The 23,728-nt window shown below is 70.0% G+C and carries 29 protein-coding genes, 1 tRNA gene and 1 riboswitch; of the genes, 19 read left to right on the forward strand and 11 right to left on the reverse strand.

Going from position 1 to position 23,728, the window contains the following annotated elements; all coding sequences use genetic code 11:
• The first annotated feature begins 243 nt into the window (after positions 1-243).
• The 5 genes from OHT74_RS24235 (at position 244) to OHT74_RS24255 (ending at position 3,736) form a co-directional block, all read left to right on the forward strand.
• Entirely contained in the window at positions 244-1,719 is a 1,476-nt protein-coding gene (locus tag OHT74_RS24235; protein WP_266994720.1) for an amino acid permease, read from the forward strand.
• A gap of 99 nt (positions 1,720-1,818) precedes the next feature.
• Positions 1,819-2,241, forward strand: coding sequence for a M67 family metallopeptidase (locus tag OHT74_RS24240; protein WP_266666668.1), 423 nt, complete (start codon positions 1,819-1,821; stop codon positions 2,239-2,241).
• A 77-nt stretch (positions 2,242-2,318) separates the two neighbouring features.
• Positions 2,319-2,426 (forward strand): putative leader peptide, encoded by a 108-nt coding sequence (locus tag OHT74_RS24245; protein ID WP_311318620.1) that lies wholly within the window; start codon positions 2,319-2,321, stop codon positions 2,424-2,426.
• 81 nt (positions 2,427-2,507) lie between these two features.
• Positions 2,508-2,786 (forward strand): MoaD/ThiS family protein, encoded by a 279-nt coding sequence (locus OHT74_RS24250; RefSeq protein ID WP_136225447.1) that lies wholly within the window; start codon positions 2,508-2,510, stop codon positions 2,784-2,786.
• On the forward strand, positions 2,786-3,736 hold the full coding sequence (locus tag OHT74_RS24255) for a PLP-dependent cysteine synthase family protein (protein ID WP_266666672.1): 951 nt from the start codon (positions 2,786-2,788) through the stop codon (positions 3,734-3,736). Before OHT74_RS24250 ends, OHT74_RS24255 begins: the two co-directional genes overlap by 1 nt.
• 196 nt (positions 3,737-3,932) lie before the next feature.
• Here OHT74_RS24255 and OHT74_RS24260 read toward each other — a convergent pair whose 3' ends face one another.
• Both OHT74_RS24260 and OHT74_RS24265 read right to left on the reverse strand, forming a co-directional pair.
• A complete protein-coding gene (locus OHT74_RS24260) occupies positions 3,933-4,301 on the reverse strand; it encodes a DUF488 domain-containing protein (protein WP_266666674.1) in 369 nt (122 codons plus the stop codon).
• Positions 4,301-4,720, reverse strand: a complete 420-nt coding sequence (locus OHT74_RS24265) for a hypothetical protein (protein WP_328621366.1) — start codon at positions 4,718-4,720, stop codon at positions 4,301-4,303. Before OHT74_RS24265 ends, OHT74_RS24260 begins: the two co-directional genes overlap by 1 nt.
• Positions 4,721-4,925: 205 nt before the next feature.
• Between OHT74_RS24265 and OHT74_RS24270 the strand changes: the two genes are divergently transcribed.
• A complete protein-coding gene (locus OHT74_RS24270) occupies positions 4,926-5,678 on the forward strand; it encodes an MBL fold metallo-hydrolase (protein WP_266666678.1) in 753 nt (250 codons plus the stop codon).
• Between the two features lie 67 nt (positions 5,679-5,745).
• Here the strand turns inward: OHT74_RS24270 and OHT74_RS24275 are convergent, their stop codons facing one another.
• Both OHT74_RS24275 and OHT74_RS24280 read right to left on the reverse strand, forming a co-directional pair.
• On the reverse strand, positions 5,746-7,002 hold the full coding sequence (locus OHT74_RS24275) for a PTS transporter subunit EIIC (RefSeq protein WP_328621367.1): 1,257 nt from the start codon (positions 7,000-7,002) through the stop codon (positions 5,746-5,748).
• A 309-nt stretch (positions 7,003-7,311) separates the two neighbouring features.
• Positions 7,312-8,613 carry a PTS transporter subunit EIIC gene (locus OHT74_RS24280; protein ID WP_328621368.1) on the reverse strand — a complete coding sequence of 434 codons (1,302 nt, stop codon included), beginning with the start codon at positions 8,611-8,613 and terminating at the stop codon, positions 7,312-7,314.
• 246 nt (positions 8,614-8,859) lie between these two features.
• Between OHT74_RS24280 and OHT74_RS24285 the strand changes: the two genes are divergently transcribed.
• The 4 genes from OHT74_RS24285 to rdgB all read left to right on the forward strand — a co-directional run bounded on the left by OHT74_RS24285 (position 8,860) and on the right by rdgB (position 11,070).
• Positions 8,860-9,093 (forward strand): glucose PTS transporter subunit EIIB, encoded by a 234-nt coding sequence (locus tag OHT74_RS24285; protein ID WP_112449866.1) that lies wholly within the window; start codon positions 8,860-8,862, stop codon positions 9,091-9,093.
• A 118-nt stretch (positions 9,094-9,211) separates the two neighbouring features.
• Complete coding sequence (gene rph / locus OHT74_RS24290) at positions 9,212-9,937, forward strand: ribonuclease PH (protein ID WP_030299875.1); 726 nt, start codon at positions 9,212-9,214, stop codon at positions 9,935-9,937.
• Between the two features lie 102 nt (positions 9,938-10,039).
• Positions 10,040-10,426, forward strand: coding sequence for a hypothetical protein (locus OHT74_RS24295; RefSeq protein WP_266666685.1), 387 nt, complete (start codon positions 10,040-10,042; stop codon positions 10,424-10,426).
• Positions 10,427-10,464: 38 nt separating this feature from the next.
• Positions 10,465-11,070 carry an RdgB/HAM1 family non-canonical purine NTP pyrophosphatase gene (rdgB, locus tag OHT74_RS24300; protein WP_328621369.1) on the forward strand — a complete coding sequence of 202 codons (606 nt, stop codon included), beginning with the start codon at positions 10,465-10,467 and terminating at the stop codon, positions 11,068-11,070.
• A 65-nt stretch (positions 11,071-11,135) separates the two neighbouring features.
• On the opposite strand, the gene OHT74_RS24305 is transcribed toward rdgB, so the two are convergent.
• The 4 genes from OHT74_RS24305 to bcp all read right to left on the reverse strand — a co-directional run bounded on the left by OHT74_RS24305 (position 11,136) and on the right by bcp (position 13,182).
• Positions 11,136-11,219 (reverse strand) — tRNA-Leu (locus OHT74_RS24305).
• Positions 11,220-11,261: 42 nt separating this feature from the next.
• Entirely contained in the window at positions 11,262-11,945 is a 684-nt protein-coding gene (locus tag OHT74_RS24310) for an HNH endonuclease (RefSeq protein WP_328621370.1), read from the reverse strand.
• Complete coding sequence (locus tag OHT74_RS24315) at positions 11,942-12,580, reverse strand: HNH endonuclease signature motif containing protein (RefSeq protein WP_328621371.1); 639 nt, start codon at positions 12,578-12,580, stop codon at positions 11,942-11,944. The genes OHT74_RS24310 and OHT74_RS24315 overlap by 4 nt, the downstream gene beginning before the upstream one ends.
• A 134-nt stretch (positions 12,581-12,714) precedes the next feature.
• Positions 12,715-13,182, reverse strand: a complete 468-nt coding sequence (gene bcp, locus OHT74_RS24320) for a thioredoxin-dependent thiol peroxidase (RefSeq protein WP_266628944.1) — start codon at positions 13,180-13,182, stop codon at positions 12,715-12,717.
• Positions 13,183-13,297: 115 nt separating this feature from the next.
• Between bcp and OHT74_RS24325 the strand changes: the two genes are divergently transcribed.
• The 3 genes from OHT74_RS24325 to OHT74_RS24335 all read left to right on the forward strand — a co-directional run bounded on the left by OHT74_RS24325 (position 13,298) and on the right by OHT74_RS24335 (position 14,521).
• Positions 13,298-13,615, forward strand: coding sequence for a DUF3618 domain-containing protein (locus OHT74_RS24325; protein WP_266673009.1), 318 nt, complete (start codon positions 13,298-13,300; stop codon positions 13,613-13,615).
• A 94-nt stretch (positions 13,616-13,709) separates the two neighbouring features.
• Positions 13,710-14,012, forward strand: a complete 303-nt coding sequence (locus tag OHT74_RS24330) for a GroES family chaperonin (RefSeq protein WP_124289437.1) — start codon at positions 13,710-13,712, stop codon at positions 14,010-14,012.
• Between the two features lie 79 nt (positions 14,013-14,091).
• Positions 14,092-14,170: riboswitch (guanidine-III (ykkC-III) riboswitch) on the forward strand.
• 30 nt (positions 14,171-14,200) lie between these two features.
• Positions 14,201-14,521: a DMT family transporter gene (locus tag OHT74_RS24335; RefSeq protein ID WP_266666693.1), complete on the forward strand. Its 321-nt coding sequence runs from the start codon at positions 14,201-14,203 to the stop codon at positions 14,519-14,521.
• Positions 14,522-14,559: 38 nt separating this feature from the next.
• Here OHT74_RS24335 and OHT74_RS24340 read toward each other — a convergent pair whose 3' ends face one another.
• Positions 14,560-16,995, reverse strand: a complete 2,436-nt coding sequence (locus tag OHT74_RS24340; RefSeq protein ID WP_328621372.1) for a transglycosylase domain-containing protein — start codon at positions 16,993-16,995, stop codon at positions 14,560-14,562.
• Between the two features lie 175 nt (positions 16,996-17,170).
• Between OHT74_RS24340 and OHT74_RS24345 the strand changes: the two genes are divergently transcribed.
• The 5 genes from OHT74_RS24345 to OHT74_RS24365 all read left to right on the forward strand — a co-directional run bounded on the left by OHT74_RS24345 (position 17,171) and on the right by OHT74_RS24365 (position 22,333).
• On the forward strand, positions 17,171-17,998 hold the full coding sequence (locus tag OHT74_RS24345) for an ABC transporter permease (protein ID WP_328621373.1): 828 nt from the start codon (positions 17,171-17,173) through the stop codon (positions 17,996-17,998).
• A complete protein-coding gene (locus OHT74_RS24350) occupies positions 17,991-18,863 on the forward strand; it encodes an ABC transporter permease (protein ID WP_266994699.1) in 873 nt (290 codons plus the stop codon). The genes OHT74_RS24345 and OHT74_RS24350 overlap by 8 nt, the downstream gene beginning before the upstream one ends.
• Positions 18,864-18,869: 6 nt before the next feature.
• Entirely contained in the window at positions 18,870-19,838 is a 969-nt protein-coding gene (locus OHT74_RS24355) for an ABC transporter ATP-binding protein (RefSeq protein WP_266666699.1), read from the forward strand.
• Positions 19,839-20,053: 215 nt separating this feature from the next.
• Positions 20,054-20,749: a DUF1707 SHOCT-like domain-containing protein gene (locus OHT74_RS24360; RefSeq protein ID WP_328621374.1), complete on the forward strand. Its 696-nt coding sequence runs from the start codon at positions 20,054-20,056 to the stop codon at positions 20,747-20,749.
• A 231-nt stretch (positions 20,750-20,980) separates the two neighbouring features.
• Positions 20,981-22,333: a DUF445 domain-containing protein gene (locus tag OHT74_RS24365; protein WP_328621375.1), complete on the forward strand. Its 1,353-nt coding sequence runs from the start codon at positions 20,981-20,983 to the stop codon at positions 22,331-22,333.
• Positions 22,334-22,481: 148 nt separating this feature from the next.
• Here OHT74_RS24365 and OHT74_RS24370 read toward each other — a convergent pair whose 3' ends face one another.
• Both OHT74_RS24370 and OHT74_RS24375 read right to left on the reverse strand, forming a co-directional pair.
• A complete protein-coding gene (locus tag OHT74_RS24370; protein WP_030297991.1) occupies positions 22,482-22,781 on the reverse strand; it encodes a hypothetical protein in 300 nt (99 codons plus the stop codon).
• A 73-nt stretch (positions 22,782-22,854) separates the two neighbouring features.
• Complete coding sequence (locus OHT74_RS24375; protein ID WP_328621376.1) at positions 22,855-23,031, reverse strand: hypothetical protein; 177 nt, start codon at positions 23,029-23,031, stop codon at positions 22,855-22,857.
• A 154-nt stretch (positions 23,032-23,185) separates the two neighbouring features.
• On the opposite strand from OHT74_RS24375, the gene OHT74_RS24380 reads away from it, so the two are divergent.
• Positions 23,186-23,722, forward strand: coding sequence for a GNAT family N-acetyltransferase (locus OHT74_RS24380; RefSeq protein ID WP_266666708.1), 537 nt, complete (start codon positions 23,186-23,188; stop codon positions 23,720-23,722).
• Positions 23,723-23,728: the final 6 nt, after the last annotated feature.

Below are 23,728 nucleotides of genomic sequence, written 5' to 3' on the forward strand. Positions count from 1 at the left end.
TGATCTGATTCTTTTCATGATCTTTGTCCTGAATTTCATGTGCCCCAGGTCACTTCTCCGCGCCGCGGCCACCCGTAAGCCCGTGATAAATCTTCACGACCGCCGACGGGGCGCCACCCATGTCCCCCGGCCTGCTTGAACCGGCTGACCGCCGGGTGCAACTCCATCCGTATCCGGGGGGATCGAGGACCCGATCCGCTGCCTTGAAGGCGCGGGTCGGCGTGGAGAAAGGCGCACCAAGACATGACCTCTGTGCAGGTCGAGCAGCACGACAGGACGCCCGGCGAGGGCGCCGCGGCCGAGGGCGGCGAGGGTTACCACCGCGCACTCGGAGCCCGCCAGATCCAGATGATCGCGATCGGCGGAGCCATCGGCACCGGCCTCTTCCTGGGCGCCGGCAAGGCCATCTCGAAGGCCGGCCCGAGCCTGATCCTGGCCTACGCCATCGCGGGCCTGGTCATCTTCTTCATCATGCGCGCCCTGGGCGAGCTGCTGATGTACCGCCCGGTCTCGGGCTCCTTCTCGGACTACGCCAGAGAGTTCCTCGGACCCTTCTGGGGGTATGCGACCGGCTGGACGTACTGGCTCTTCTGGGTGGTCACCGGTATCACCGAGGTGACCGCGGCGGCCAAGTACATGTCGTACTGGACCCACGACAGCTTCCCGCAATGGGCCTACGCGCTGATCTTCACGGTCATCCTCTACGCCGCCAACCTGATCTCGGTGAAGCTCTTCGGCGAGCTCGAGTTCTGGTTCTCGATGGTCAAGGTCACCGCCATCGTCGGCATGATCCTGATCTGCGCCGGCATCCTCACCGTCGGCTTCTCCGACGCCGCCGCGACCGCCTCCGTCTCCAACCTGTGGAGCGACCGCGGCTTCTTCCCCAACGGCATCGGCGAGACGCTGATGACGCTGCAGATCGTCATGTTCGCCTTCCTGGCGGTCGAGCTGGTCGGCGTCACCGCCGGCGAGTCCAAGGACCCCGAGAAGACCCTGCCCAAGGCCATCAACACCGTGCCGTGGCGCATCGCCGTCTTCTACGTCGGCGCCCTCATCATGATCATGTCGGTCATCCCGTGGTCCAACTTCAAGGCGGGCGAGAGCCCGTTCGTGCTGGCCTTCGAGAAGATGGGCCTCGGCGTCGGCGCCGCGATCGTCAACTTCGTCGTCCTGACCGCCGCGCTGTCCTCCTGCAACTCGGGCATGTACTCCACCGGCCGCATGCTGCGCGACCTCGCCCTCAACGGCCAGGGCCCGAAGTTCTTCACCAAGCTCACCAAGAGCGGCACCCCGCTCGCGGGCACCACGTTCTCTGCCGCGCTGATGCTCGTGGGCGTCTGGATCAACTACGTCGCCCCGGGCAAGGCCTTCGACTACGTGGTCTCCTTCGCCACCATCTCCGGCATGTGGGCCTGGATCATGATCCTCGTCTGCCAGATCCGCTACCGCGCCAAGGCCGACCGCGGCGAGCTGCCGCAGTCCCCGTTCCGCGCCCCCGGCGCCCCGTGGACCAGCTGGTTCGCGCTGCTGTTCATCGGCATGGTCATCGTCATGATGGGCATCGACAAGGACTCCCGCGTCTCGCTGTACTGCGCGCCGCTGTGGGGCCTGATCCTGGGCGTCTCCTACCTGGTGCTCAAGAAGCGCAACCCGCGCGGAGCCGCCTTCAACAAGGTCTCCCGGCAGGCCGACGAGCCCGCCTCCGAGCCGGCCGCCTGACCGGCGCCCCACCGGGTCCCACGGACCCCGTGTCCAGCATCCGGGCCCTCCCGTACCACACCTCGGTACGGGAGGGCCCGTCTGCTTATCCTGTCGCTCATGCTGACCCTTACCCAGGCGCTGTACGACCAGATCGTCGAGCACGCCCGCAAGGACCACCCGGACGAGGCGTGCGGTGTCGTGGCCGGACCGGCGGGCACCGACCGCCCCGAGCGGTTCATCCCGATGCTCAACGCGGCCCGCTCGCCCACGTTCTACGAGTTCGACTCGAAGGATCTGCTGAAGCTGTACCGCGAGCTCGACGACCGGGACGAAGAGCCCGTGATCGTCTACCACTCGCACACCGCGACCGAGGCCTACCCCTCCCGTACCGACATCACGTACGCGAACGAGCCGGGCGCGCACTACGTGCTGGTCTCCACGGCGGACACCGACGGCCTCGGGGAGTTCCAGTTCCGCTCGTACCGGATCGTCGACGGCGTCATCACCGAGGAGGAAGTACGGGTCGTCGAGGCCTACTGACCACGATGCGAGCGGATTCCGTCCACGATGCGGGATCACACTCCAAACGGGGGACCGGGAATCGTTAACATGACCGCATGGTTCCCCACGACGTGAGCATCGAGACGCCCAGCAGGCTGCTGCTTGTGGCGCGGCTGCACGTCGACCTGTGCCGCCTCGCCAGCAGCATCTGTCCTGCCGCCTGAGCACCACAGGCCCTCGCGCGGGGGCCCATGCGCCGCGCGCCCTTAAGCCCCTCCCGCATTACTTCACAACTGGAGCCTGCCATGGCCATCGAGGTCCGCATCCCGACCATCCTCCGCACCTACACCGACGGCGAGAAGGCCGTCAACGGTGAGGGCGCCACGCTGTCCGAGCTCTTCGCGGACCTCGAGACGCGCCACAAGGGCATCGAGGAGCGCATCGTCGACGGCGGCAAGCTGCGCCGCTTCGTGAACGTCTACCTCAACGACGAGGACGTCCGCTTCCTCGACGGCATCTCCACCGCCCTCAAGGACGGCGACAGCGTCACCATCCTCCCGGCGGTCGCCGGCGGCTCCGTCTGATGCGCTACGACTCCCCGCTGGCCGCGGTCGGCAACACGCCGCTGGTCCGGCTGCCCCGCCTGTCGCCCTCGGACGACGTCCGCATCTGGGCCAAGCTGGAGGACCGGAACCCGACCGGCTCGATCAAGGACCGCCCCGCGCTCCACATGGTCGAGCAGGCCGAGAAGGACGGCCGGCTGACCCCCGGCTGCACGATCCTGGAGCCCACCTCGGGCAACACCGGCATCTCGCTCGCGATGGCGGCCAAGCTCAAGGGCTACCGGATCGTGTGCGTCATGCCGGAGAACACGTCGCAGGAGCGGCGTGACCTGCTGGCCATGTGGGGAGCCGAGATCATCTCGTCGCCGGCGGCGGGCGGATCGAACACCGCGGTCCGGGTGGCCAAGGAGCTGGCGGCGCAGCACCCCGACTGGGTGATGCTCTACCAGTACGGGAACCCGGACAACGCGGGCGCCCACTACGCGACGACCGGCCCCGAGATCCTGCGGGACCTCCCCTCGATCACCCACTTCGTGGCGGGCCTCGGTACGACCGGCACCCTGATGGGCGTCGGCCGCTACCTGCGCGAGCACGTGCCCGGCGTACGGATCGTCGCGGCGGAGCCGCGGTACGACGACCTGGTCTACGGCCTGCGCAACCTGGACGAGGGCTTCGTCCCGGAGCTGTACGACGCCTCGGTCCTGACGACCCGCTTCTCGGTGGGCTCGGCGGACGCGGTCACCCGTACCCGGGAACTCCTCCAGCAGGAGGGCATCTTCGCGGGCGTCTCCACGGGCGCCGCCCTGCACGCGGCGATCGGCATGGCCCGCAAGGCGGTGGCCGCCGGCGAGACGGCGGACATCGTCTTCGTCGTGGCCGACGGCGGCTGGAAGTACCTCTCGACGGGCGTCTACACGGCCGCCACGACGGAGGAAGCGATCGAAACCCTCCACGGCCAACTCTGGGCGTAGGTCCAGCCCGCCTGCGTTTGAGGCGCGGGGGCGCGGGGGCGCGGGGGCAGCGCCCCAGCAACGGGTCCGGGCGGAGCCTTGGTGGCTGGGGGCACCTCCCAGCGGTAGCCGGGGGAGAAACGGTGAAAGGGCGGGGCGGGGAGAAGGCACCGCGCAGCGGCCCGGGCACCCCGGCCCCGCGTCCGGGGCCAGGGCGTCAGCCGGACAGCAGCTCCGCCAGGACGGCGGCATGGCTCGACGCGGGGTCCTTGACCGCGGTCAGGAGGGTCACCGGCCCCGCTTCGGCCAGGCCGCGCAGCCGCCGAAGCTCCGCCACCGCCTCCGGCGCCGCCAGCTCCGCCTCGTAGCGGGCCCGGAACTCCTGCGCCGTGCCCCCGCCCCCGTGGAACCACTTCCGCAGCTCCCCGGACGGCGTCACCGCCTTGGGCCATTCGTCCACCCCCGCCACCGCCTTCGCCAGGCCCCGCGGCCACAGCCGGTCCACGAGCACCCGTACGCCGTCCTCCTCCGGCTCCGGAGGGTCGTACACCCGCCGCACTCGCACCACCCGCGCCACCCGCCCCATCAGCCGCCGCCTCCGAGCCCCTTGACCTCGTCCCACACCGCAGGATCCAGCACCCCCAGCCGGCTCCGGAACTCCCACACCCACACATCCGCCGGCCGGTCCGCCTCCAGGAAGCTCGCCCGGCCCTGCGCCCCCACCGTCCCCGGCGGCAGCGGGATCACCCCGGCCCGCCGGTCGTCGTACTTCCCGGTGATCCACGCGACCCGCGCCCGATGGGCCCGGACGGACGGCACCGCCAGCACCAGGCACAGCCGCCCGTCCGCCAGACACCACAGCTCACCCGCCCGCGGCCGCGGCGGCGCACCCGGCCCGTGCGGCGGCGGGGCCCGCCGGGGCATCCCGGGCCGGCGCCCCACGACCAGCACCACCAGCACCACGGCCACCACCGCGGCCGCCGCGGGCCACCAGGACGTGTCCATATTCCGAAGGTAGCCGCGCCCGGACCCCTCAGCACGGCAGTGCACCGGCACGCCCGTGCCCACCGTCGCTCCCCCGGGTGACAGCACAGGTGATTCCCCCCACAACGGCCTGCCGCGGAGGAGCGACCTGACGTTTCGCGCCTTACGCTCGACCCACGCACGGCCCGCATTCCGTCCACGGACCGTCCCCGGAGGTTCTCGCTCCATGAAGCTCACCGTCGTCGGCTGCTCGGGGTCGTTCCCGTCCGCGGAATCGGCCTGCTCGGCCTACCTCGTCGAGGCCGACGGCTTCCGGCTGCTCCTCGACATGGGCAACGGCGCCCTCGGCGAGCTGCAGCGCCACGTCGGTCTCTACGACCTCGACGCGATCTTCCTGAGCCATCTGCACGCCGACCACTGCATCGACATGTGCGCCTATTTCGTCGCCCGCTATTACCGGCACGAGGGCGGCCGCTGCGGCACCATCCCCGTCTACGGCCCCGAAGGCACCGAGAAGCGCCTGACGACCGCCTACGAGGACGTCCCCGACGAGCGCTCCATGAGCGAGGTCTTCGACTTCCGGACCCTGAAGTCCGGCAGCTTCGAGATCGGCCCGTTCACGGTCCGCACCGAGCGGGTCAGCCACCCCGTCGAGGCCTACGGCATCCGCGTCGAGCACGGCGGCCGCTCCCTCACGTACTCCGGCGACACGGGCGTCTGCCCCGAGCTGGGGATGCTCGCCGAGGGCACGGACCTGTTCCTGTGCGAGGCCTCCTTCACGCACGGCAAGGAGGACATCCCGGACCTCCACCTCAACGGCCGCGAGGCCGGGGAGTTCGCGCGCGGCGGCAAGGTCGGCCGGCTCGTCCTGACGCACATCCCGCCGTGGACGGACGCCCGCCAGAACCTCGCCGACGCCCGCGCGGCCTACGACGGCCCGGTCGACCTCGCGTACGCGGGCGCCGTCTACCAGGTCTGAGAACCCCTGTACGAGAAAGCCCCCGCCCTCCCGGAAGGGAGAGCGGGGGCTTTCTCGTGCGCGATGCCTACTTGGCCTCGGCCTTGAGCAGCTCGGCGAGCTCCTCGTCGGACTCACGGCCCGGCGTGGGGAGGTTGAACTTCGTGATCGCGAAGCGGAAGACCACGTAGTAGACCGCCGCGAAGCACAGGCCCACGACCGCCAGGCCCAGCGGGTTGGTGGCCTTGCCCAGGTTCAGCAGGTAGTCGATGGCGCCGGCGGAGAAGCCGAAGCCGTCCTTCATGCCGAGACCCCACGTCAGGGCCATGGAGACACCGGTCAGCACCGCGTGGATCGCGTACAGCACCGGGGCGATGAACATGAACGTGAACTCGATCGGCTCGGTCACACCGGTGACGAAGGAGGTCAGCGCGAGGGAGAACATCATGCCGCCGACGACCTTGCGGCGCTCGGGGCGGGCGCAGTGCACGATCGCGAGGCAGGCGGCCGGGAGGGCGAACATCATGATCGGGAAGAAGCCGGTCATGAACTGTCCGGCGCTCGGGTCACCGGCCAGGAAGCGGGAGATGTCGCCGCTCTTGCCCTGGAACTCGCCGGCCTGGAACCACGGGAAGGAGTTCAGCAGGTGGTGCATGCCGACCGGGATCAGCGCACGGTTGGCGACACCGAAGATGCCCGCCCCGACCGCGCCGGAGCCGACCAGCCACTCACCGAAGCTGTGCAGACCCGTGCCGAGGACCGGCCAGATCAGGCCGAAGACGATACCGATCAGGAGTCCGGCGAAGGCCGAGAGGATCGGGACCAGACGGCGGCCACCGAAGAAGCCCGCCCACTCGGGCAGCTTGGTCCGGTAGAACTTCTGGTAGATCAGGGCGACCACGATGCCCATGACGACACCGCCGAGCACCTTGGCGTCGACCGGGGCGTCGATCATGACGACCTTGCCGTCGACCGCCTTGGCGATCTTCGGCAGGTTCGAGTCGGTGAACGTCGCGAGCACGTTCTTGAAGACCAGGTAGCCGGTCACCGCGGCGAGCGCGGTCGAGCCGTCGGACTTCTTGGCGAAGCCGATCGCGATGCCGACGGCGAACAGCAGCGCCATGTTGTCGAGGATCGCGCCGCCGCCGGCCGACATGTAACCGGCTATTTTGGTGAGGAAGCCCGGGAGCGACGGGTCGCCGAGCATGTCCTTGTCGCCGAGGCGGACGAGCAACGCGGCGGCCGGGAGCACCGCAACGGGGAGCATGAGGCTCCGGCCGATGCGCTGCATGACGGCCATCACGCCCGCGCCCTTCTTCTTTTCCGCAGCGGTGGCTGTGGACATGAGGTTCCTCCAGAAGGCAAGGCGCCGCCCAGGGAGTACAAACGGGGGATGGCGGCGTCTCAAAATGGGGGTACGCGAGCTCCGAACCGGGCCTGCGTGGTCTACACCAATCCGTGGTGTAGACCAGTTGTAGCATGGTCGGGGATAGATAAGGAACCTTCGATTTCCTGTGGTCTACGCCACACTTCGCCCGCGGGGCCGACCGGGAGCCCGCGACAAGCGGAGGACGGGCAGGGGGCAAGCGGAAGGCCCCCGGATCCGTGGATCCGAGGGCCTCGCGCTGCGCCGGCTTCGTTACCTCTTCGTGCTCTACGCCTTGGTGTTGTCCGCCTCCATCGCCGCGATCTCCTCGTCCGACTCCCGGCCCGGCGTCGGGATGTCGAACTTCGTGATCGCGAAGCGGAATACGGCGTAGTACACCACCGCGAAACACAGGCCGATCGGAATGATCAACAACGGCTTCGTCGCCAGGCCGAAGTTGATGAGGTAGTCGATCAGGCCCGCCGAGAAGCTGAAGCCGTCGTGGACGCCCAGCGCCCACGTCACCGCCATCGACACACCCGTCAGCACCGCATGGATCGCGTACAGCACCGGCGCGACGAAGAGGAACGAGTACTCGATCGGCTCCGTGATGCCCGTGACGAACGAAGTCAGGCCGACCGACAGCATCAGACCGGCGACCTCCTTGCGCCGCTGCGGCTTCGCGCAGTGGGTGATCGCCAGCGCCGCCGCAGGGAGCGCGAACATCATGATCGGGAAGAAGCCGGTCAGGAACTGCCCGGCATCCGGGTCGCCCGCCAGGAACATGTTGATGTCACCGTGCACCGTCGTCCCGTCCGGCTTGGTGTAGCTGCCGAACTGGAACCACACCGGCACGTTCAGGAACTGGTGCAAGCCGATCACCAGCAGCGCGCGGTTGGCCACGCCGAAGATGCCGGCACCCCAGGAGCCCAGCCCCACCAGCCAGTCGGAGAAACTCTCCAGCGCGCTGCCGACCGGCGGCCAGACCCACAGGCAGAGCGCGGCGAACCCGATCGCCACGAACGACATGATGATCGGCACCAGCCGGCGGCCGTTGAAGAAGCCCAGCCAGTCGACCAGCTTCACCCGGTGGAAGCGCTGCCAGAACCAGGCGGCCAGCAGGCCCATGACGATGCCGCCGAACACGCCGGGGTTCTGGTACGTGAACTCCACGAAGGTGTTGTTCGGCCCGATGCAGCCGCCGCCGATGGCCTTGGTGCCGATCGGACAGTCGTTGGGGAAGGCGTGCAGCACGCCCCGGTAGACGAGGAAGCCCGCCACCGCCGCGAGGGCCGTCGAACCGTCCGCCTTCTTGGCCATGCCGATCGCGACACCGATGCAGAAGAGCAGCGGCAGCCCGATGTCCGCGTTCAGCAGGGCGCCGCCCGCGGCCACCATCACCTTGGACACGATGGTCCAGTTCAGGCCCTCCTCACCCAACACGCCGGGCTGCCCCAGCCCGTTGAGGAGCCCGGCCGCGGGCAGCACCGCGATCGGCAGCTGAAGACTGCGCCCCATCTTCTGCAGCCCCGGGTACAAGCCGCTCCACCACTTCGGCTGCGGTGCTGCTGCGGCGCTGCTCGCGCTCATCGGCGTCCTCCCTGGCAGGCCCGTTTGGGCACGTGCGTCCGGTGCGGCACACTGGTGTAGACCACTTATGATGCGGTCGCATTCACCCGCCCGGAGGGCGGGTTGCTGCTGATCGTCATCATTCGGCAGAAGCTGGACCCGCGCTCGCGTAGCTGGGCCAACAGTGGGCTACCGTGACAAAGCGGACCGCGCTGGCTGGAACAGGGCCGCCGAGACTCGTTCTTCGTAGAATTCAGGGAGAAACACATGGCCACCAAGGCTGAGAAGATCGTCGCCGGGCTCGGCGGCATCGAGAACATCGAAGAGGTCGAGGGCTGCATCACCCGCCTGCGCACCGAGGTCATCGACCCCAGCAAGGTCGACGAGGCCGCCCTGAAGGCCGCCGGCGCCCACGGCGTCGTCAAGATGGGCACCGCGATCCAGGTCGTCATCGGCACCGACGCCGACCCGATCGCCGCCGACATCGAAGACATGATGTGAACACGGTATGAGCACGCGGTGAGCTGAGCTCCCGCTCGCACAACCCTCCACGAGGCCCCGTCCCGCACGTACCCGGACGGGGTCTTCGCGTATCCGCGCACCGACTAGGCTCGGACGCATGTCTCGCATCGACGGCCGCACGCCCGAACAGCTCCGCCCGGTCACCATCGAACGCGGATGGAGCAAGCACGCCGAGGGCTCCGTCCTCATCTCCTTCGGCGACACCAAGGTCTTCTGCACCGCCTCCTTCACCGAAGGCGTCCCCCGCTGGCGCAAGGGCAGCGGCGAAGGCTGGGTCACCTCCGAGTACTCGATGCTGCCCCGCTCCACCAACACCCGTGGCGACCGCGAATCCGTACGCGGCAAGATCGGCGGCCGCACCCACGAGATCTCCCGCCTCATCGGCCGCTCCCTGCGCGCCGTCATCGACTACAAAGCCCTCGGCGAGAACACCATCGTCCTGGACTGCGACGTCCTCCAGGCCGACGGCGGCACCCGCACCGCCGCCATCACCGGCGCCTACGTCGCCCTGGCCGACGCCGTCGCCTGGGGCCAGCAGAAGAAGCTGATCAAGGCCGGCCGCAAGCCGCTCACCGGCACCGTCGCCGCCGTCAGCGTCGGCATCGTCGACGGCGTCCCCCTCCTCGACCTCTGCTACGAGGAGGACGTGCGCGCCGAGACCGACATGAACGTGGTCTGCACCGGCGACGGCCGCTTCGTCGAGGTCCAGGGCACCGCCGAAGGCGAGCCCTTCGACCGCAAGGAACTCAACGCCCTCCTGGACCTGGCCGCCGGCGGCTGCGCCGACCTCGAAGCCATCCAGCTCGGCGCGCTCCAGCTCTAGACAGAACCACAGGGCGCGCTCCTGCGTCCCACTGGTTACGGGCGCACGGTGTCAAAGCCGTGCGCCCGTCCTCGCATCCGTCGATTTCTGGGAGACCCGAACATGAACCCGAAGCACCGCATAGCGGCGGTCGTCCTGGCTGCGGCGCTCGCCGTCCCGGCGCTGACGTCCTGTGACGCGATCTCGACGGCGATGGACTGCGCGAACACGGCGGTGGCCATCACGGACGGCGCGAACGACCTCCAGCAGGCGGTCTCCCAGGCCGGCAACAGCCCGCAGGACGCCCAGAACGCGCTGAACCAGATCGAGACGAACCTCAAGAAGGTCGGCGACCAGACGGACAACGCCGACCTGAGCAAGGCCGTCTCCTCCATGACCACGGCGGTGAAGAACGTCCGCACGGCCATCGAGAACGGCAACCCGACCCCGGACATCCAGCCGGTCGCCGACGCGGCGAAGGAGCTGTCGAAGGTCTGCACCCCGGGCTGAGCCGCCACCCGCTCGGAGGGGGCCGGATAATGGGCGGCATGACCAGCCGCCTGATCCTCGCCACCCGCAACGCGGGCAAAATCGCAGAGCTCCACGCCATCCTGTCCGACGCCGGCCTGCCGCACGAGCTGGTCGGCGCGGATGCGTACCCGGAGATCCCGGACGTGAAGGAGACCGGCGTCACCTTCGCGGAGAACGCCCTCCTCAAGGCCCACGCCCTGGCCCAGGCCACCGGTCTGCCGGCGATCGCCGACGACTCCGGCCTCTGCGTGGACGTCCTGAACGGCGCCCCCGGCATCTTCTCGGCGCGGTGGGCCGGTACGCACGGCGACGACAAGGCGAACCTGGACCTGCTGCTGGCCCAGCTCGGCGACATCGCCGACGAACACCGCGGAGCCCACTTCGCGTGCGCGGCGGCCCTGGCCCTCCCGGACGGCACCGAACGCGTGGTCGAAGGCCGCCTCCTGGGCACCCTCCGCCACGCCCCCTCGGGCAGCGGCGGCTTCGGCTACGACCCGATCCTCCAGCCCGAGGGCGACACCCGCACCTGCGCGGAACTCACCCCGGCGGAAAAGAACGCCATCTCCCACCGAGGCAAGGCCTTCCGCGCCCTGGTCCCGTTCATCCGCGCCCTGCTGGGCTGAGCCCGTCCCCCGAACACGCCGAAGGCCCCGCACGCGGTACTCGCGCCCGGGGCCTTCGTTCAGGGTGCGGCCGGAGGGACTCGAACCCTCAAGGGATTTCTCCCACAACTACCTAAAAGTTGCGTGTAGGCCAATTCCACCACGGCCGCCCATATCTGACCAATTCGGACATTGGGTCAAACTGGCTGCGCTCAGTCTACGACTGCGGAGGTCTGGCGGTCGACATCATTGCGCCGCCGGCCGCCCCGGCACCATGTGGTGGTGATGGCGTGGCAGTTGGGGCAGAGCAGTCGCAGGTTCTCGCGACGGTCGTCCCTCCAGTCGCCATTGATGTGGTCCACCTCCAGCGTCATGGGGCGCCCCCGCCACTCCGGAGCCGTACCGCACCGCTCGCACAGTTCGGGGACGCCGATCTCGTGGAGGGCCCGGCGCAGCAGTCGCGTCTTGGTGCGTTGCTTGCCCTCATGCCTGACGAGAACGGCTTCCGCTGTTTTGACCGGTGTGGGGCCGGGCTTTCCGCGCTGGTGTGCCTGCCCCAGGAAGTGCGACGTGTCCAGGTCGTCGTCCGTGATCCATTCGCGCAGGCGTGTGCGTTGTCGGCTGGTGTCCGGCCACTCAAGTCGTCGAAGGGTTCCTGCGATGCTGAGGGACTCGGCTATCGCCTGCCGGAGTTGCTCCTTGGAAGGGCGGTCGCGAACGCCCGACGGCCGGAAATGGGAGACGTCTATGCCGAAGTGGGCGAAGCGCTTCATCAGGTATCGCCCGAGGTACCCGTACGGCGGTGTGCCGAGGTGCGCGATCACCTCGTCGATGCCGCCGCATCGCGCGGCGGCATCGGCCAGCACGTCCCGCGTGTAGCCGTTGCTGCGGCTCATCGGCCGACCTTCCCGCGCCCCCGGTACGAGTCCGTCGTGGAGTGGCAGTTGGGGCACAGGAGGCGCAGGTTTTCCGGGCGGTTGTCGCGCCAGTCGCCGTTGATGTGGTCCACCTCCAGTGGGAGCGGCTCGCCCAGCCAGACGGGCTCGGTGCCGCAATCGGCGCAGCGCTCCTCGGCGCCGAGCGCGACCATGGCCCGCTTGAGCCGTTCGCCGGGGACCCGGCGAGCCCGCTCGGATGTCTGTTCCACGAGGAGCGACTCCGGCGTCCTGCGGGGGTGGTACCGGCCTGCACCGGAAGCCGTCGTGAAGTGCGAGGTGTCCAGCGCCAGGGCCTTCACCTTGCGGCTGATGTGCGTGTGGTGGCCGCCCACGTTCTCCAGCCCCAGGCGCCGCAGCACTTCGCACATGTTCGTCGAGGTCGACACCGCCTCCTGGAGGACCTCCTTCGTCCACTTCGCGCCCTCCTGCTCGAAGTGCGAGACGTCCACCCCCAGGCGCCGCATCCGCTCATGGAGGTAGCGGCGGGAGCCGCTCTTCGGGTCCGCCCCCAGTTTTTCCAGCGCCTCGGTCAGCGTCCGCGACGTCTGCGCCGCCTCCGCCAGTCGCTCCCGCGTGTACGGGCTCACCGCCATCGTCGCCCCTCCGGTCCGGCACGGCGTTCGTACCTCGTACGGCCTAACGAAGCGATATGCGGACGGTTACGTCCGATAAGCGGAGCGGCCCGCACCGGGTATTCGGTGCGGGCCGCTTGTGGGGCAGGGCCGGGTCAGATGCCGAGGTCCTTGATGATCTTGGCTACGTGGCCCGTGGCCTTGACGTTGTAGAGGGCGCGCTCGACCTTGCCCTCCTCGTCGACGATCACCGTGGAGCGGATGACCCCGGTCACCGTCTTGCCGTACAGCTTCTTCTCGCCGAACGCGCCGTAGGTCTCGAGGACCTTCTTCTCGGGGTCGCCGACCAGGGTGACCTTCAGGTGCTCCTTCTCGCGGAACTTCGCCAGCTTCTCCGGCTTGTCCGGGGACACCCCGATCACGTCGTAGCCGGCCTCGGCCAGCACCGCCAGGTTGTCCGTGAAATCGCAGGCCTGCTTCGTGCAGCCCGGCGTCAGCGCAGCGGGGTAGAAGTACACGATCACCTTGCGGCCCTTGTGGTCGGCGAGCGAGACCTCGTTGCCGTCCGCGTCGGGCAGGGTGAAGGCGGGGGCGGTGTCGCCCGGCTGGAGTCGCTCGCTCATGTCAACAGTCTCCTCGGGAGGGGATCGGTACGGTCCGAGACTAAGCTGACAGACTGTTCATGGTGGGCTACGCCCCCTATTCGAACCCGACGACGACGGAGGCAGCGCGGTGCCCGTGCCCGAAGCCAGGACCCCCGCACAGATCGAGGCGGACATCGTCCGCCGCCGCGAGCAGCTCGCCGAGACGCTCGACGAGATCGGCGTGCGCATGCACCCGAAGACGATCATCGGGGACGCGAAGGCCAGGGTCGCCTCGACCGTGGACCACACCGCCGGGCGTGCCGTCGTTGCCGTGAACCGCCTCCTGACGGATGTACGGGACAGCCTGCGCCACGAGGACGGCGCCCCGCGCTTCGAGCGGATCGCGCCCGTCGCTCTGGTCGCGGTCGGTGTGATCGGCCTGCTCGTGGCGTCGGCGCGGCGCAAGCGCTGATGACCCTGCGGCGTACAGGCGGGGCGCGGACGGGTAGGTTCGTGGCGTGAGCGACAACACCAACACCACCACCCACGACAAGCTGCCCATCCGCATGCTGCACGACCGTGTGCTCGTGAAGTCCGACTTGCCGGAGGGTGAGCGGCGCTCGGGCGGCGGCATCCTGATTCCGGCGACCGCTGCCGTGGGCAAGCGTCTGGCCTGGGCCGAGGTGGTCGCGGTCGGGCAGAACGTACGCAGTGTGGAGCCGGGGGACCGGGTGCTGTACGACCCGGAGGACCGGGCCGAGGTCGAGGTGCGGGGTGCGACGTACGTGCTGATGCGCGAGCGGGATCTGCATGCCGTGGCCGCGGAGCGGCTGGAGGGGTCCAAGGACTCCACCGGGTTGTACCTGTAGCGGATCGATACCTGTAGTGGATCGATGCGGATCGATCGTCGAAGGGCCGGTGACCGGGGTCACCGGCCCTTTTGCCTGCGCTTTGCTACGGTGGTGGGGAACCCCCGACGAGACGCGCCGTACCGGGTAGCCGTGGCTGTACGACAAGACGACGCACCCCGTTCGCTCTCGTTCCGGAGGTGCCTGTCATGGCCTGGGTTCTGCTTCTCGTCGCCGGTCTGCTCGAGGTCGGCTGGTCGATCGGTATGAAGTTCACGGAGGGGTTCACCCGGCTGTGGCCGAGCGTGTTCACCGGAGCCGGGATCGTCGCCAGCATGGTGTTGCTCTCCTACGCCGCCAAGACCCTGCCGATCGGTACCGCGTACGGCGTGTGGGTGGGCATCGGCGCGGCCGGGGCCGCGGTGCTGGGGATGACGGTGCTGGGTGAGCCCGTCACCGCCGCGCGGATCTTCTTCATCTGCCTGCTGCTGGTCGCCGTGGTGGGGCTGAAGGCGACATCCGGTCACTGATCTCTCCCCCCTCGTTCGGGTTACTTCCGCGATGGCGGCTATTCCAGGTAAGCCGACGGGGGGCGGCTGCGCGGGCGGCCCCCGGTGACGCCGCCCAGGACGCCGGCGGTGGTGCCGGCCGTGGTGCCCGATGTGGCTGCGCCGGTGGTCCCGGTGGTCGTCCCGCCGGTGGTGCCCTCGTTGCCCTGGCCTTCGGTCGTGTCGCCTTCCGTGGTGCCGCCCTCGGTGTCCTGCCCCTGGTTCCGGCCGCCCTGGTCCTGTTCGCCGTCCGGCGGTGTCGGGCGGTTCGGGCGGTTCGGCCGGCTCGGCGGTGCCGGGGATTCCGGGGTGCTCTCGTCCGGCGTCGGCTCGGGGCTGCTCGGGATGAACGGCGGCGGGGACGGGGCGGCGCCCGGCTGGAGTTCGAGGTCGAAGTCCAGCGGGTCGCTGCCTTCCAGGGCGGTCTTGGTGTATTGCGCCCAGATCCGGGCCGGGTAGCCGCCGCCCCCGATCCGGGCCTCGTCGAGTGCCCCGTACAGGGATTCCAGGGCCCCGGTGTCGGGGTCCTGGCCCATCATCGAGACGACCGTGACCAGGTCCGGGGTGTACGCCGCGAACCAGGCGGAGCGGTCCAGTTCGCCGGTGCCCGTCTTGCCGGCTGCCGGGTGCCCGGCGGCGAGGGCGGCCGTACCGGTGCCGTTGTCGACGACGCTGACCAGCATGGACGTGGTGGTGTCGGCGGCTTCGCGGCTGACGGCCTGCTTCGGGGTGCGGTCGGGCAAGTGGATGCTGTCGCTGCCCTTGGTGATCTTCTCGACGAGGGTGTACGGGGTGTAGCGGCCGTGGTCGGCGAGGGTCGCGTAGGCCTGGGCCATGTCCAGGACGCTGGCCTGCATGGTGCCGAGGGCCATGGCGGGGCTCGCGACGAAGTTCGGGGTGTTCTCGGGGATGCCGAGGTCGATGGCGGTCTTCTTGACCTTGGCGGTGCCGACGTCGACGGCCATCTGGGCGAAGACGGCGTTGACGGAGAGGTCGGTGGCGGTGGTGACGGGGATGTTCCCGTACGACAACTGGCCTTCGTTCTCGGGGGCGTAGGGGGTCCGGGTGCCGACGACGCGGCGCTTGTTGTCGCCGTTGTAGACGGTGTTGGGGGTGATCAGGCGGCCGTCCTGGGTGCGGGAGTCGTTCTCGACGGCGGCGGCGAACACGAACGGCTTGAAGGTGGAGGCCACTTGGTAGTCGTGCCGGGTCGCGTTGTTGACGTACTGCTTGGTGTAGTCGATGCCCCCGTACATGGCGACGACCTTGCCGGTGGCCGGGTCGATGGAGACCCCGCCGGCCCGTACGACGCGGTCGGCCTTGCGGGTTTCCGGGTCGAGTTTGCCGGCCATCTTCTCGTCGACGGCGTCGACGAACGCGTTCTGGCGGCGCTTGTCGATGGTGGTGGTGATGCGGTGGCCGCCCTCGGCGAGGGTCTTCTCGTCGAGGATCTTGTGCTCGACGATGTAGTCCTTGACGGCCTCGACGAGGTAGCCGCGTTGCCCGGAGAGTCCGGCGGCCGGGCGGACCTTGCCGGGTTCGGGGAACCGCGTCGTGGTCCGCTCGGCCGCGGGCAGCCACTGCTTCTTGACCATGCCGTCGAGTACGTAGTTCCAGCGGGCGACCGCGCGGGCGCGGCTCTGGGGGTGCGCGACGACGTCGAAGGCGCTGGGGGAGTTGAGGAGCGTGGCGAGGTAGGCGCCTTCGGCGGTGGTGAGTTTGCCGACGTCCTTGCCGTAGTAGGCCTGGGCGGCGGCCTGGATGCCGTAGGCGTTGCGGCCGAAGTAGCTGGTGTTGAGGTAGCCCTCGAGGATGTAGTCCTTCGATTTCTCGCGGCCGAGTTTGATCGCGATGAAGAACTCCTTGACCTTGCGCGTGATCGTCTGTTCCTGGCCCAGGTAGTAGTTCTTGACGTACTGCTGGGTGATGGTCGAGCCGGACTGGGTGCCCTTGCCGGTGGCCGTGTTCCAGGCGGCGCGGATCATCGCCTTGGGGTCCACCGCCCGTTCGGAGTAGAAGTCCCGGTCCTCGGCGGCCAGTACGGCTTCCTGGACCGTGCGGGGGATCTGCGAGAGCGGGACGTTGACGCGGTTGACCTCGCCGTCGCGGGCGAGCTGGGAGCCGTCGGCGTAGAGGTAGAGGTTGGACTGGGCGGTGGCGGCGGCGTTGGCGGGCGGGATGCGGACCAGCAGGTAGCCGGCGATGAGGGCACCGATGACCAGCAGGGCGAGCAGCAGGACGGCGCCGAGGACCATGCGCCAAGTGGGGACGAGGCGGCGCCAGCCGGTCCGCTTCCGTTTCCGCTCGGCCTTGTCGGCGGCCCGGCGCGACTGCTTCTCGCCGGACGGCTTCTGCGGCTTCTGCGGCTGCTGTGCTGACGGCTGCTGCGCGGGAGGTCCTGCGGGGGTGTCCGGGTCACGAGGGGTCCAGCCCGGTGGTGGTGACTGGTCGCTCATCGCCAGGACTCCTCGACGCCGTACGAAATAACCACATCTGTACTCCGTGCTGTCTACCCGATGACCGCTCGTTCCGCTTCGGACGGGCGTAAATCGGTCGCGTGGATCGCCCCTCCGCACTAAGCTCGCGCGCTTTGGCCGACGTAGGAACGACCGGGGAAAACGGAGGGATACGGTGCGCCAGGCAACGGCTCGCAGAGCGTGGCTCTATCCGGCCGTGGCGGCCGGCGGGTTCCGGCGCTACGCCACGTACGGGACGGCGACGGCGGCAGGGGTGTTCACCAACACCGTCTTCGGCTTCATCCTGGCGTACACCTACGTCGCGCTGTGGGACGAGCGGCCCGGACTCGGCGGCTACGACCAGGCGCAGGCGCTGACCTTCGTCTGGGTGAGCCAGTCGCTGCTCGCCGCGGGCGCGCTCATCGGCGGCGGTTTCCAGGACGAGATGCAGGAGCGTATCCGTACGGGTGACATCGCCGTCGACCTGTACCGGCCGGCCGATCTGCAGATGTGGTGGCTCGCGGCCGATCTGGGGCGCGCGGGCTTCCAGTTGCTCGGGCGCGGGGTGGTGCCGTTGTTCGCGGGGGCGCTGGCGTTCGAGCTGGCGCTGCCCGCCGATCCGGTGCGCTGGCTGCTGTTCCTGGTGTCCGTACTGCTGGCGCTGGTCGTCAGCTTCGGGATCCGTTACCTGCTGGGGCTGGCCGCGTTCTGGCTGATGGACGGGGCCGGGGTCAACCTGATGGCCGTCGTCGTCACGATCTTCTGCTCCGGGATGCTGCTGCCGCTGACGGTGTTCCCGGGCGGCCTCGGCGAGATCGTCCGCGCCTTGCCGTGGGCGGCGATGATCCAGGTGCCGCTGGACGTGCTGATGGGCGTGCACGCCGGCGCGGGGGGCGCGGTGCGGGCGCTGGGTTTCCAGGCGGGGTGGGCGATCGTACTGCTGGGCGCGGGGCGGCTGTTGCAGTCGGCGGCGACGCGGAAGGTGGTGGTCCAGGGTGGCTGAGGCGGTGGTGGCTCCGGCGCGGCGGCCCGGAGGACTCGTGGACGTCCCGCCGCGGAACCGGGCGGTGGAGGGGCTGCGCGGCTACGGGTTGATCGTGGCGATGTGGGTCCGGTCGACGATGACGTACCGGACGTCCTTCCTGCTCTCCACGTTCGGGAACGCGGCGATCACGCTCCTCGACTTCGTCGCGATCTGGATCATGTTCTCGCACGTGGACGTGCTCGGCGGTTTCGCGCTGCCGGAGATCGCCCTGCTGTACGGGTCCGCCTCGGCCTCGCTGGGGCTCGCGGACCTGCTCCTCGGCAATACGGACCGGATCGGCGTCCGGATCCGCGACGGCTCGCTCGACACCATGCTGGTGCGTCCGGTCCCGGTGCTCGCGCAGGTGGCGGCGGACCGCTTCGCGCTGCGGCGGGTGGGGCGGATCGGGCAGGGCCTGGCGGTGCTGGTCTGGGCGGTCTCGGCGCTGGACGTGGAGTGGACGGCCGGGAAGGTGTGGCTGATGCCGGTGATGGTCGTGGCCGGGGCGGCGATCTTCGGGGCGGTGATGGTGGCCGGGGCGGCGTTCCAGTTCGTCGCCGGTGACGCGGCGGAGGTGCAGAACTCCTTCACGTACGGCGGGAACACGATGCTCCAGTACCCGCCGGCGGTGTTCGGGAAGGACCTGCTGCGCGGGGTCACCTTCGTCGTGCCGCTGGCCTTCGTGAACTGGCTGCCCGCCCTGTACGTGCTGGGGCGGCCCGATCCGCTGGGGCTGCCGGGGTGGGTGGCGTTCCTGAGCCCGCTGGTGGCGGTGGTGGTGTTCGTACCCGCGTCGCTGGTGTGGCGTGCGGGTCTTCGTTCGTACCGGAGTACGGGGAGCTGAGCGGCTGTGGGCACGGATGTGCTGATCGAGCTGGACGGGGTCGAGAAGGTCTTCGACGTACGGCGCCGGGTGGGCCTGATGCGGCGGGAGAAGCGGCAGGTCAGGGCGGTTGACGGGATCAGCTTCGAGGTGGCGCGGGGCGAGGTGGTCGGCTACATCGGGCCCAACGGCGCCGGGAAGTCGACCACGATCAAGATGCTGACCGGCATCCTCACGCCGAGCGGCGGCCGGCTGCGGGTCGCGGGCATCGACCCGGCGCGGGAGCGGATGCGGCTGGCGCACCGGATCGGGGTGGTGTTCGGGCAGCGGACCACGCTGTGGTGGGACCTGCCGCTGAAGGACTCGTACGGGCTGATGCGGCGGATGTACCGGATCCCGGCGGCGCGGTTCAAGGAGAACCTGGAGCGCTGCGTGGACCGCCTCGACCTGGCCGAGCTGATGGACGTGCCGGTACGGCAGCTGTCGCTGGGCCAGCGGATGCGCGGGGACATCGCGGCGGCGCTGCTGCACGATCCGGACGTGCTGTACCTGGACGAGCCGACGATCGGGCTCGACGTGGTGAGCAAGGCGAAGGTACGGGGATTCCTGCGGCAGTTGAACGCGGAGCTCGGCACGACGGTACTGCTGACCACGCACGACCTCCAGGACATCGAGCAGCTGTGCGAGCGGGTGATGGTGATCGACCACGGGCGGCTGATGTACGACGGGCCGCTGGGCGGTCTGCACGCGATGGGGGAGGGCGGCGGCGAGCGGACGCTGGTGGTGGACCTGGAGCGGGAGCTTCCGGAGATCAGCGTGGCGGGGGCGCGGGTGGTGAAGGTGGACGGCCCGCGGCAGTGGCTGGCGTTCCCGGCGGGGACGTCGGCGGCGCCACTGGTGGCGGAGGTGGCGGCCCGGTACCCGCTGCTGGACCTGTCGGTACGGGAGCCGGACATCGAGGACGTGATCGCGCGGATGTACGCGGGGCGGGGGTGAGGGGGCGGGCGCTCCAGGGGGCCGGGCGGCCCGGGGCGCCCCGGGGCCAGGGACAGGGGGACAAGGGATAAGGGATCAGGGGTCACGGATAAGGGATCACGGATAAGGGATCACGGATAAGGGATCAGGGATAAGGGATAAATCAGGGGCGAGCCGGGGTCGGAGCCAGGGCTGGGCCATACAACTCCCTTGCGTGGCTGCATAGGCTGTTCCCCATGACTGACGAGCGGCCGGAGAAGCCGTTGCCGGAGCTGAGGGCGTCGGACGCCGACCGTGACCGGGTGGTGGAGCGTCTGCGGGACGCCGTCGCCGAGGGCCGGATCGACATGGAGGAGTTCGAGGAGCGGCTGGAGGCTGCGTACAAGTCGAAGACGTACGCCGAACTGGAACCACTGACCCGCGACTTGCCTGCGCCGGGCGCGGCCCCGATGCCGATTGCGGCGTCGGGTCCGGCCCCGGCCCCGGTGCCTTCCGACAGCTCGTGGTCGTCCCGGATCGGCGGCGGCGTCGGTCTGCCCGCGGGAACCTCGCCGGCCGTCGCGGTCATGTCGTCGTTCCAGCGCAAGGGCAACTGGACGGTGCCCGCCCGCCTGGACGCGGTGGCGTTCTGGGGCGGCGGCGAGCTCGACCTGCGCGAGGCGAACTTCGCGCAGCGGGAGGTGGTCATCAACTGCGTCGCGATCATGGGCGGGATCCAGATCACCGTCCCGCCGGGCGTGGAGGTCGACGTCCGGGGCTTCGGCTTCATGGGCGCCTTCGACCAGCGCGACGCACCGGGTCCGGTCGTCCCGGGCGCCCCGCGGGTGGTCGTGACGGGCTTCGCCTTCTGGGGCGGCGTCGAAATCAAAACCAAATCCCCCAAGCGCCCCAAACCCCTACCCGGCGGCCCGAACCTCCGCAAGGAGCTGTAGCGGGCCCGTACAGGCCTCCGGGCCTGGACGGCCCGGACACCCCGGACCGAGCCCTGGCCGGTACGCGAGGCCCGACGGAGCCCGGCCGGCCCGCACGGGTCGTCCGGCGGCGGTAGGTCCGGCGGGGGCGTGTGCCTCCGGGCTCGGTCGCGTCGTACGGGACGCCGGGCCCCTCGCGGGCAGCGAATCGGCGTGCCGGGAACTCCTCGGGCCTCCTGGGAGTCGGATGCTATGCAGACAAAACCGGCGCCCGGGGGAAGGGAGGAGCACGTGGACAACAGCACCGACGCCGTAGGCACTGGCAATGGCACTGGAACTGGCGGCTTCGTGTTCAGCGAGGCCGACGAGGAGCGCCGCCGCGGCGTCCGCCGCATGAAGACCACCGCGACCGGCCTCCTGATCCTGGTCGCGCTGGTCTACGTACTGACCACCTGGGCCGAGCACTCCGGAGCCGGCGGCTGGGCCGGCTACGTCCGGGCCGCCGCCGAGGCCGGCATGGTCGGCGCGCTCGCGGACTGGTTCGCCGTCACTGCGCTGTTCCGGCGCCCGCTCGGCCTGCCCATCCCGCACACCGCGATCATCCCGACCAAGAAGGACCAGCTCGGCGTCTCCCTCGGAGAGTTCGTCGGCGAGAACTTCCTCTCCCCGGACGTGGTCCGCGCCCGCCTGCACGCCCTCCGTATCGGCAGCCGCCTCGGAGCCTGGCTGGCCGAGCCCGCGCACGCGGACCGGGTCACGGCCGAGCTGGCCACCGCGCTGCGCGGAGCCCTGACCGTACTGCGCGATTCCGATGTGCAGGCCGTCGTGGGCGAGGCCATCACCCGGCGAGCCGAGACCGCCGAGATCGCGCCGGGGATCGGCAAGACGCTGGAGAAGGTCGTCGTGGACGGCGGGCACCGCCGCGTCGTCGACCTCGTCTGCGTCAAGGCCCACGACTGGCTGGTGACGCACGGGGAGTCGGTGATGGGCGCCGTCCAGGGCGGCGCCCCCGGCTGGACCCCGCGGTTCGTGGACCGCAAGGTCGGCGAGCGCGTGTACAAGGAACTGCTCCGCTTCCTGACCGAGATGCGGGACATGCCGGAGCACCCGGCGCGCGGGGCGGTGGACCGGTTCCTGACGGACTTCGCGGCCGACCTCCAGTCGGACACGGACACCCGGGCCCGGGTGGAGCGCCTGAAGTCCGAGATCCTGCAGCGTGAGGAGGTCCAGGACGTGATCGCCTCTGCCTGGACCGCGATCCGGTCGATGATCATCTCGGCGGCGGAGGACGAGCAGAGCGAGCTGCGGCTGCGGGTCCGGTCCTCGCTGCTGTCGCTGGGGGCGCGGCTGGCGACGGACGGCCGGCTCCAGGACAAGGTGGAGGGCTGGATCGAGGGCGCGGTGGTGTACGTGGTGACCACCTACCGGGCCGAGATCACCTCGCTGATCACGGACACGGTGGCCGGGTGGGACGCCGAGCACACGTCGCGGAAGATCGAGGCCCACATCGGTCGGGACCTGCAGTTCATCCGCATCAACGGCACGGTGGTCGGCGCCCTGGCCGGACTCCTGATCTACGTGGTGTCGCAGGCGTTCGGCGCGTAGGCGGGCAGGCGGGCAGGCGGGCAGCGGCCAGCGGGCAGGCGGGCAGGCGGGCAGGCGGCCGGGCGGCGAGGCGGCCCGGCGGGCATGCGGGCTCGACGCGGGGAGCCGTGCCTGCCACCGGGCCTGCCCGGCCCCCGGCCCGGCTGCCTCAGCCGCGGTCGGCGACGACCCAGGACGCGGTCGCCACGACGGCCGCGGCCCCGAGGACGGCCGGCCACGCCCCGACCTTCTTGGCCAGCGGGTGCGCGCCCGCGAAGCCAGCGAGGTACAGCGCGCCGAGCCCGGCCGCCGCGGGGGTGCCGCCGCGCCGGTGCCATTCCCGCCCGGCGGCGAGCCCGGCGGCGCCGAGCACGACACCGCCCAGCGGACGCTTCTTGGTCCACCGGGCGACGGCGTACCCGCCGACCAGTCCGGCGGCCGCCACTGCGGAACTCGGTACGCGCGCCATGCCCACTTGCCCACTCCTCAAGTCGTCTGATCTGACGGATCTCACTTGTACTACTACTGCGAGTGCTACGAGGCTAACGCGGGGGCTTGACCACCCGGCGGGCCCCCAGCGCCCCCAGCACGAGCACGGCCCCGCCGATCACACCGTCCGGCACGGCGTCCTTGACGGCGCGCGGCAGCAGCGCCACCACACCCAGGACGAGAAGGAAGGCGAGCGCGCACCGGCCGGTGGCCCGAAGCAGTCTGTCCACGGGCTGCTCAACGCGCCGCGGGTTCCCCCGACACGGAGTACGGGGAGGGGATTTGTCGCACACTCGCCGGATCCGTGCGATACGTGCTCCAGGAACCGGTCCGGCATAAGTTGACTCTCCCATCCCAAACGGGAAAAAGAGGAGCTCGGACATCGTGATCTGCTACGGACAGGCCGTCCTCGACCTCGCGGACGAACTGGTCGACGCCTATGCCGACGTCTTCTCCGCCCCGCCGTGGAACGAAGACGAAGAAACCATTCGCCAGTTCGCGGCCCGCCTCCCGGTCGACGCCCGGCGCCGCGGTTTCCGTACGGCGCTCGCCCAGTCCGCGGCGGGCATCGACGGCTTCGCCACGGGCTGGCTCACCCCGGCATCCTTCCCCAAGGCCCGCGGGTACGCCCAGGTCGCGGCGCAGCTCGGCGCGGAGCGGGTGCGGGAACTCCTGACGGGTGCGCTGGAGATAGACGAGCTCGCCGTACGCCCCTACGCGCGCGGCCACGGCACGGGCCGGGCCCTCCTCACCGAGATCACCGCCGACGCCCCGGACCGGCGGGCCTGGCTGCTGACCTCCCGCCTGGCGACCGACACGGTGGCCACGTACCGGCGCCTGGGCTGGCACGAGGTCACCGCCCGGCCGGGTACGCAGACGGGGGTGATCGTCTTCCTGTCCCCGGACCACCCGGGCCGCTAGGGGGTG

The sequence above is a fragment of the Streptomyces sp. NBC_00354 genome, from assembly GCF_036106915.1.
Taxonomy (GTDB): domain Bacteria; phylum Actinomycetota; class Actinomycetes; order Streptomycetales; family Streptomycetaceae; genus Streptomyces.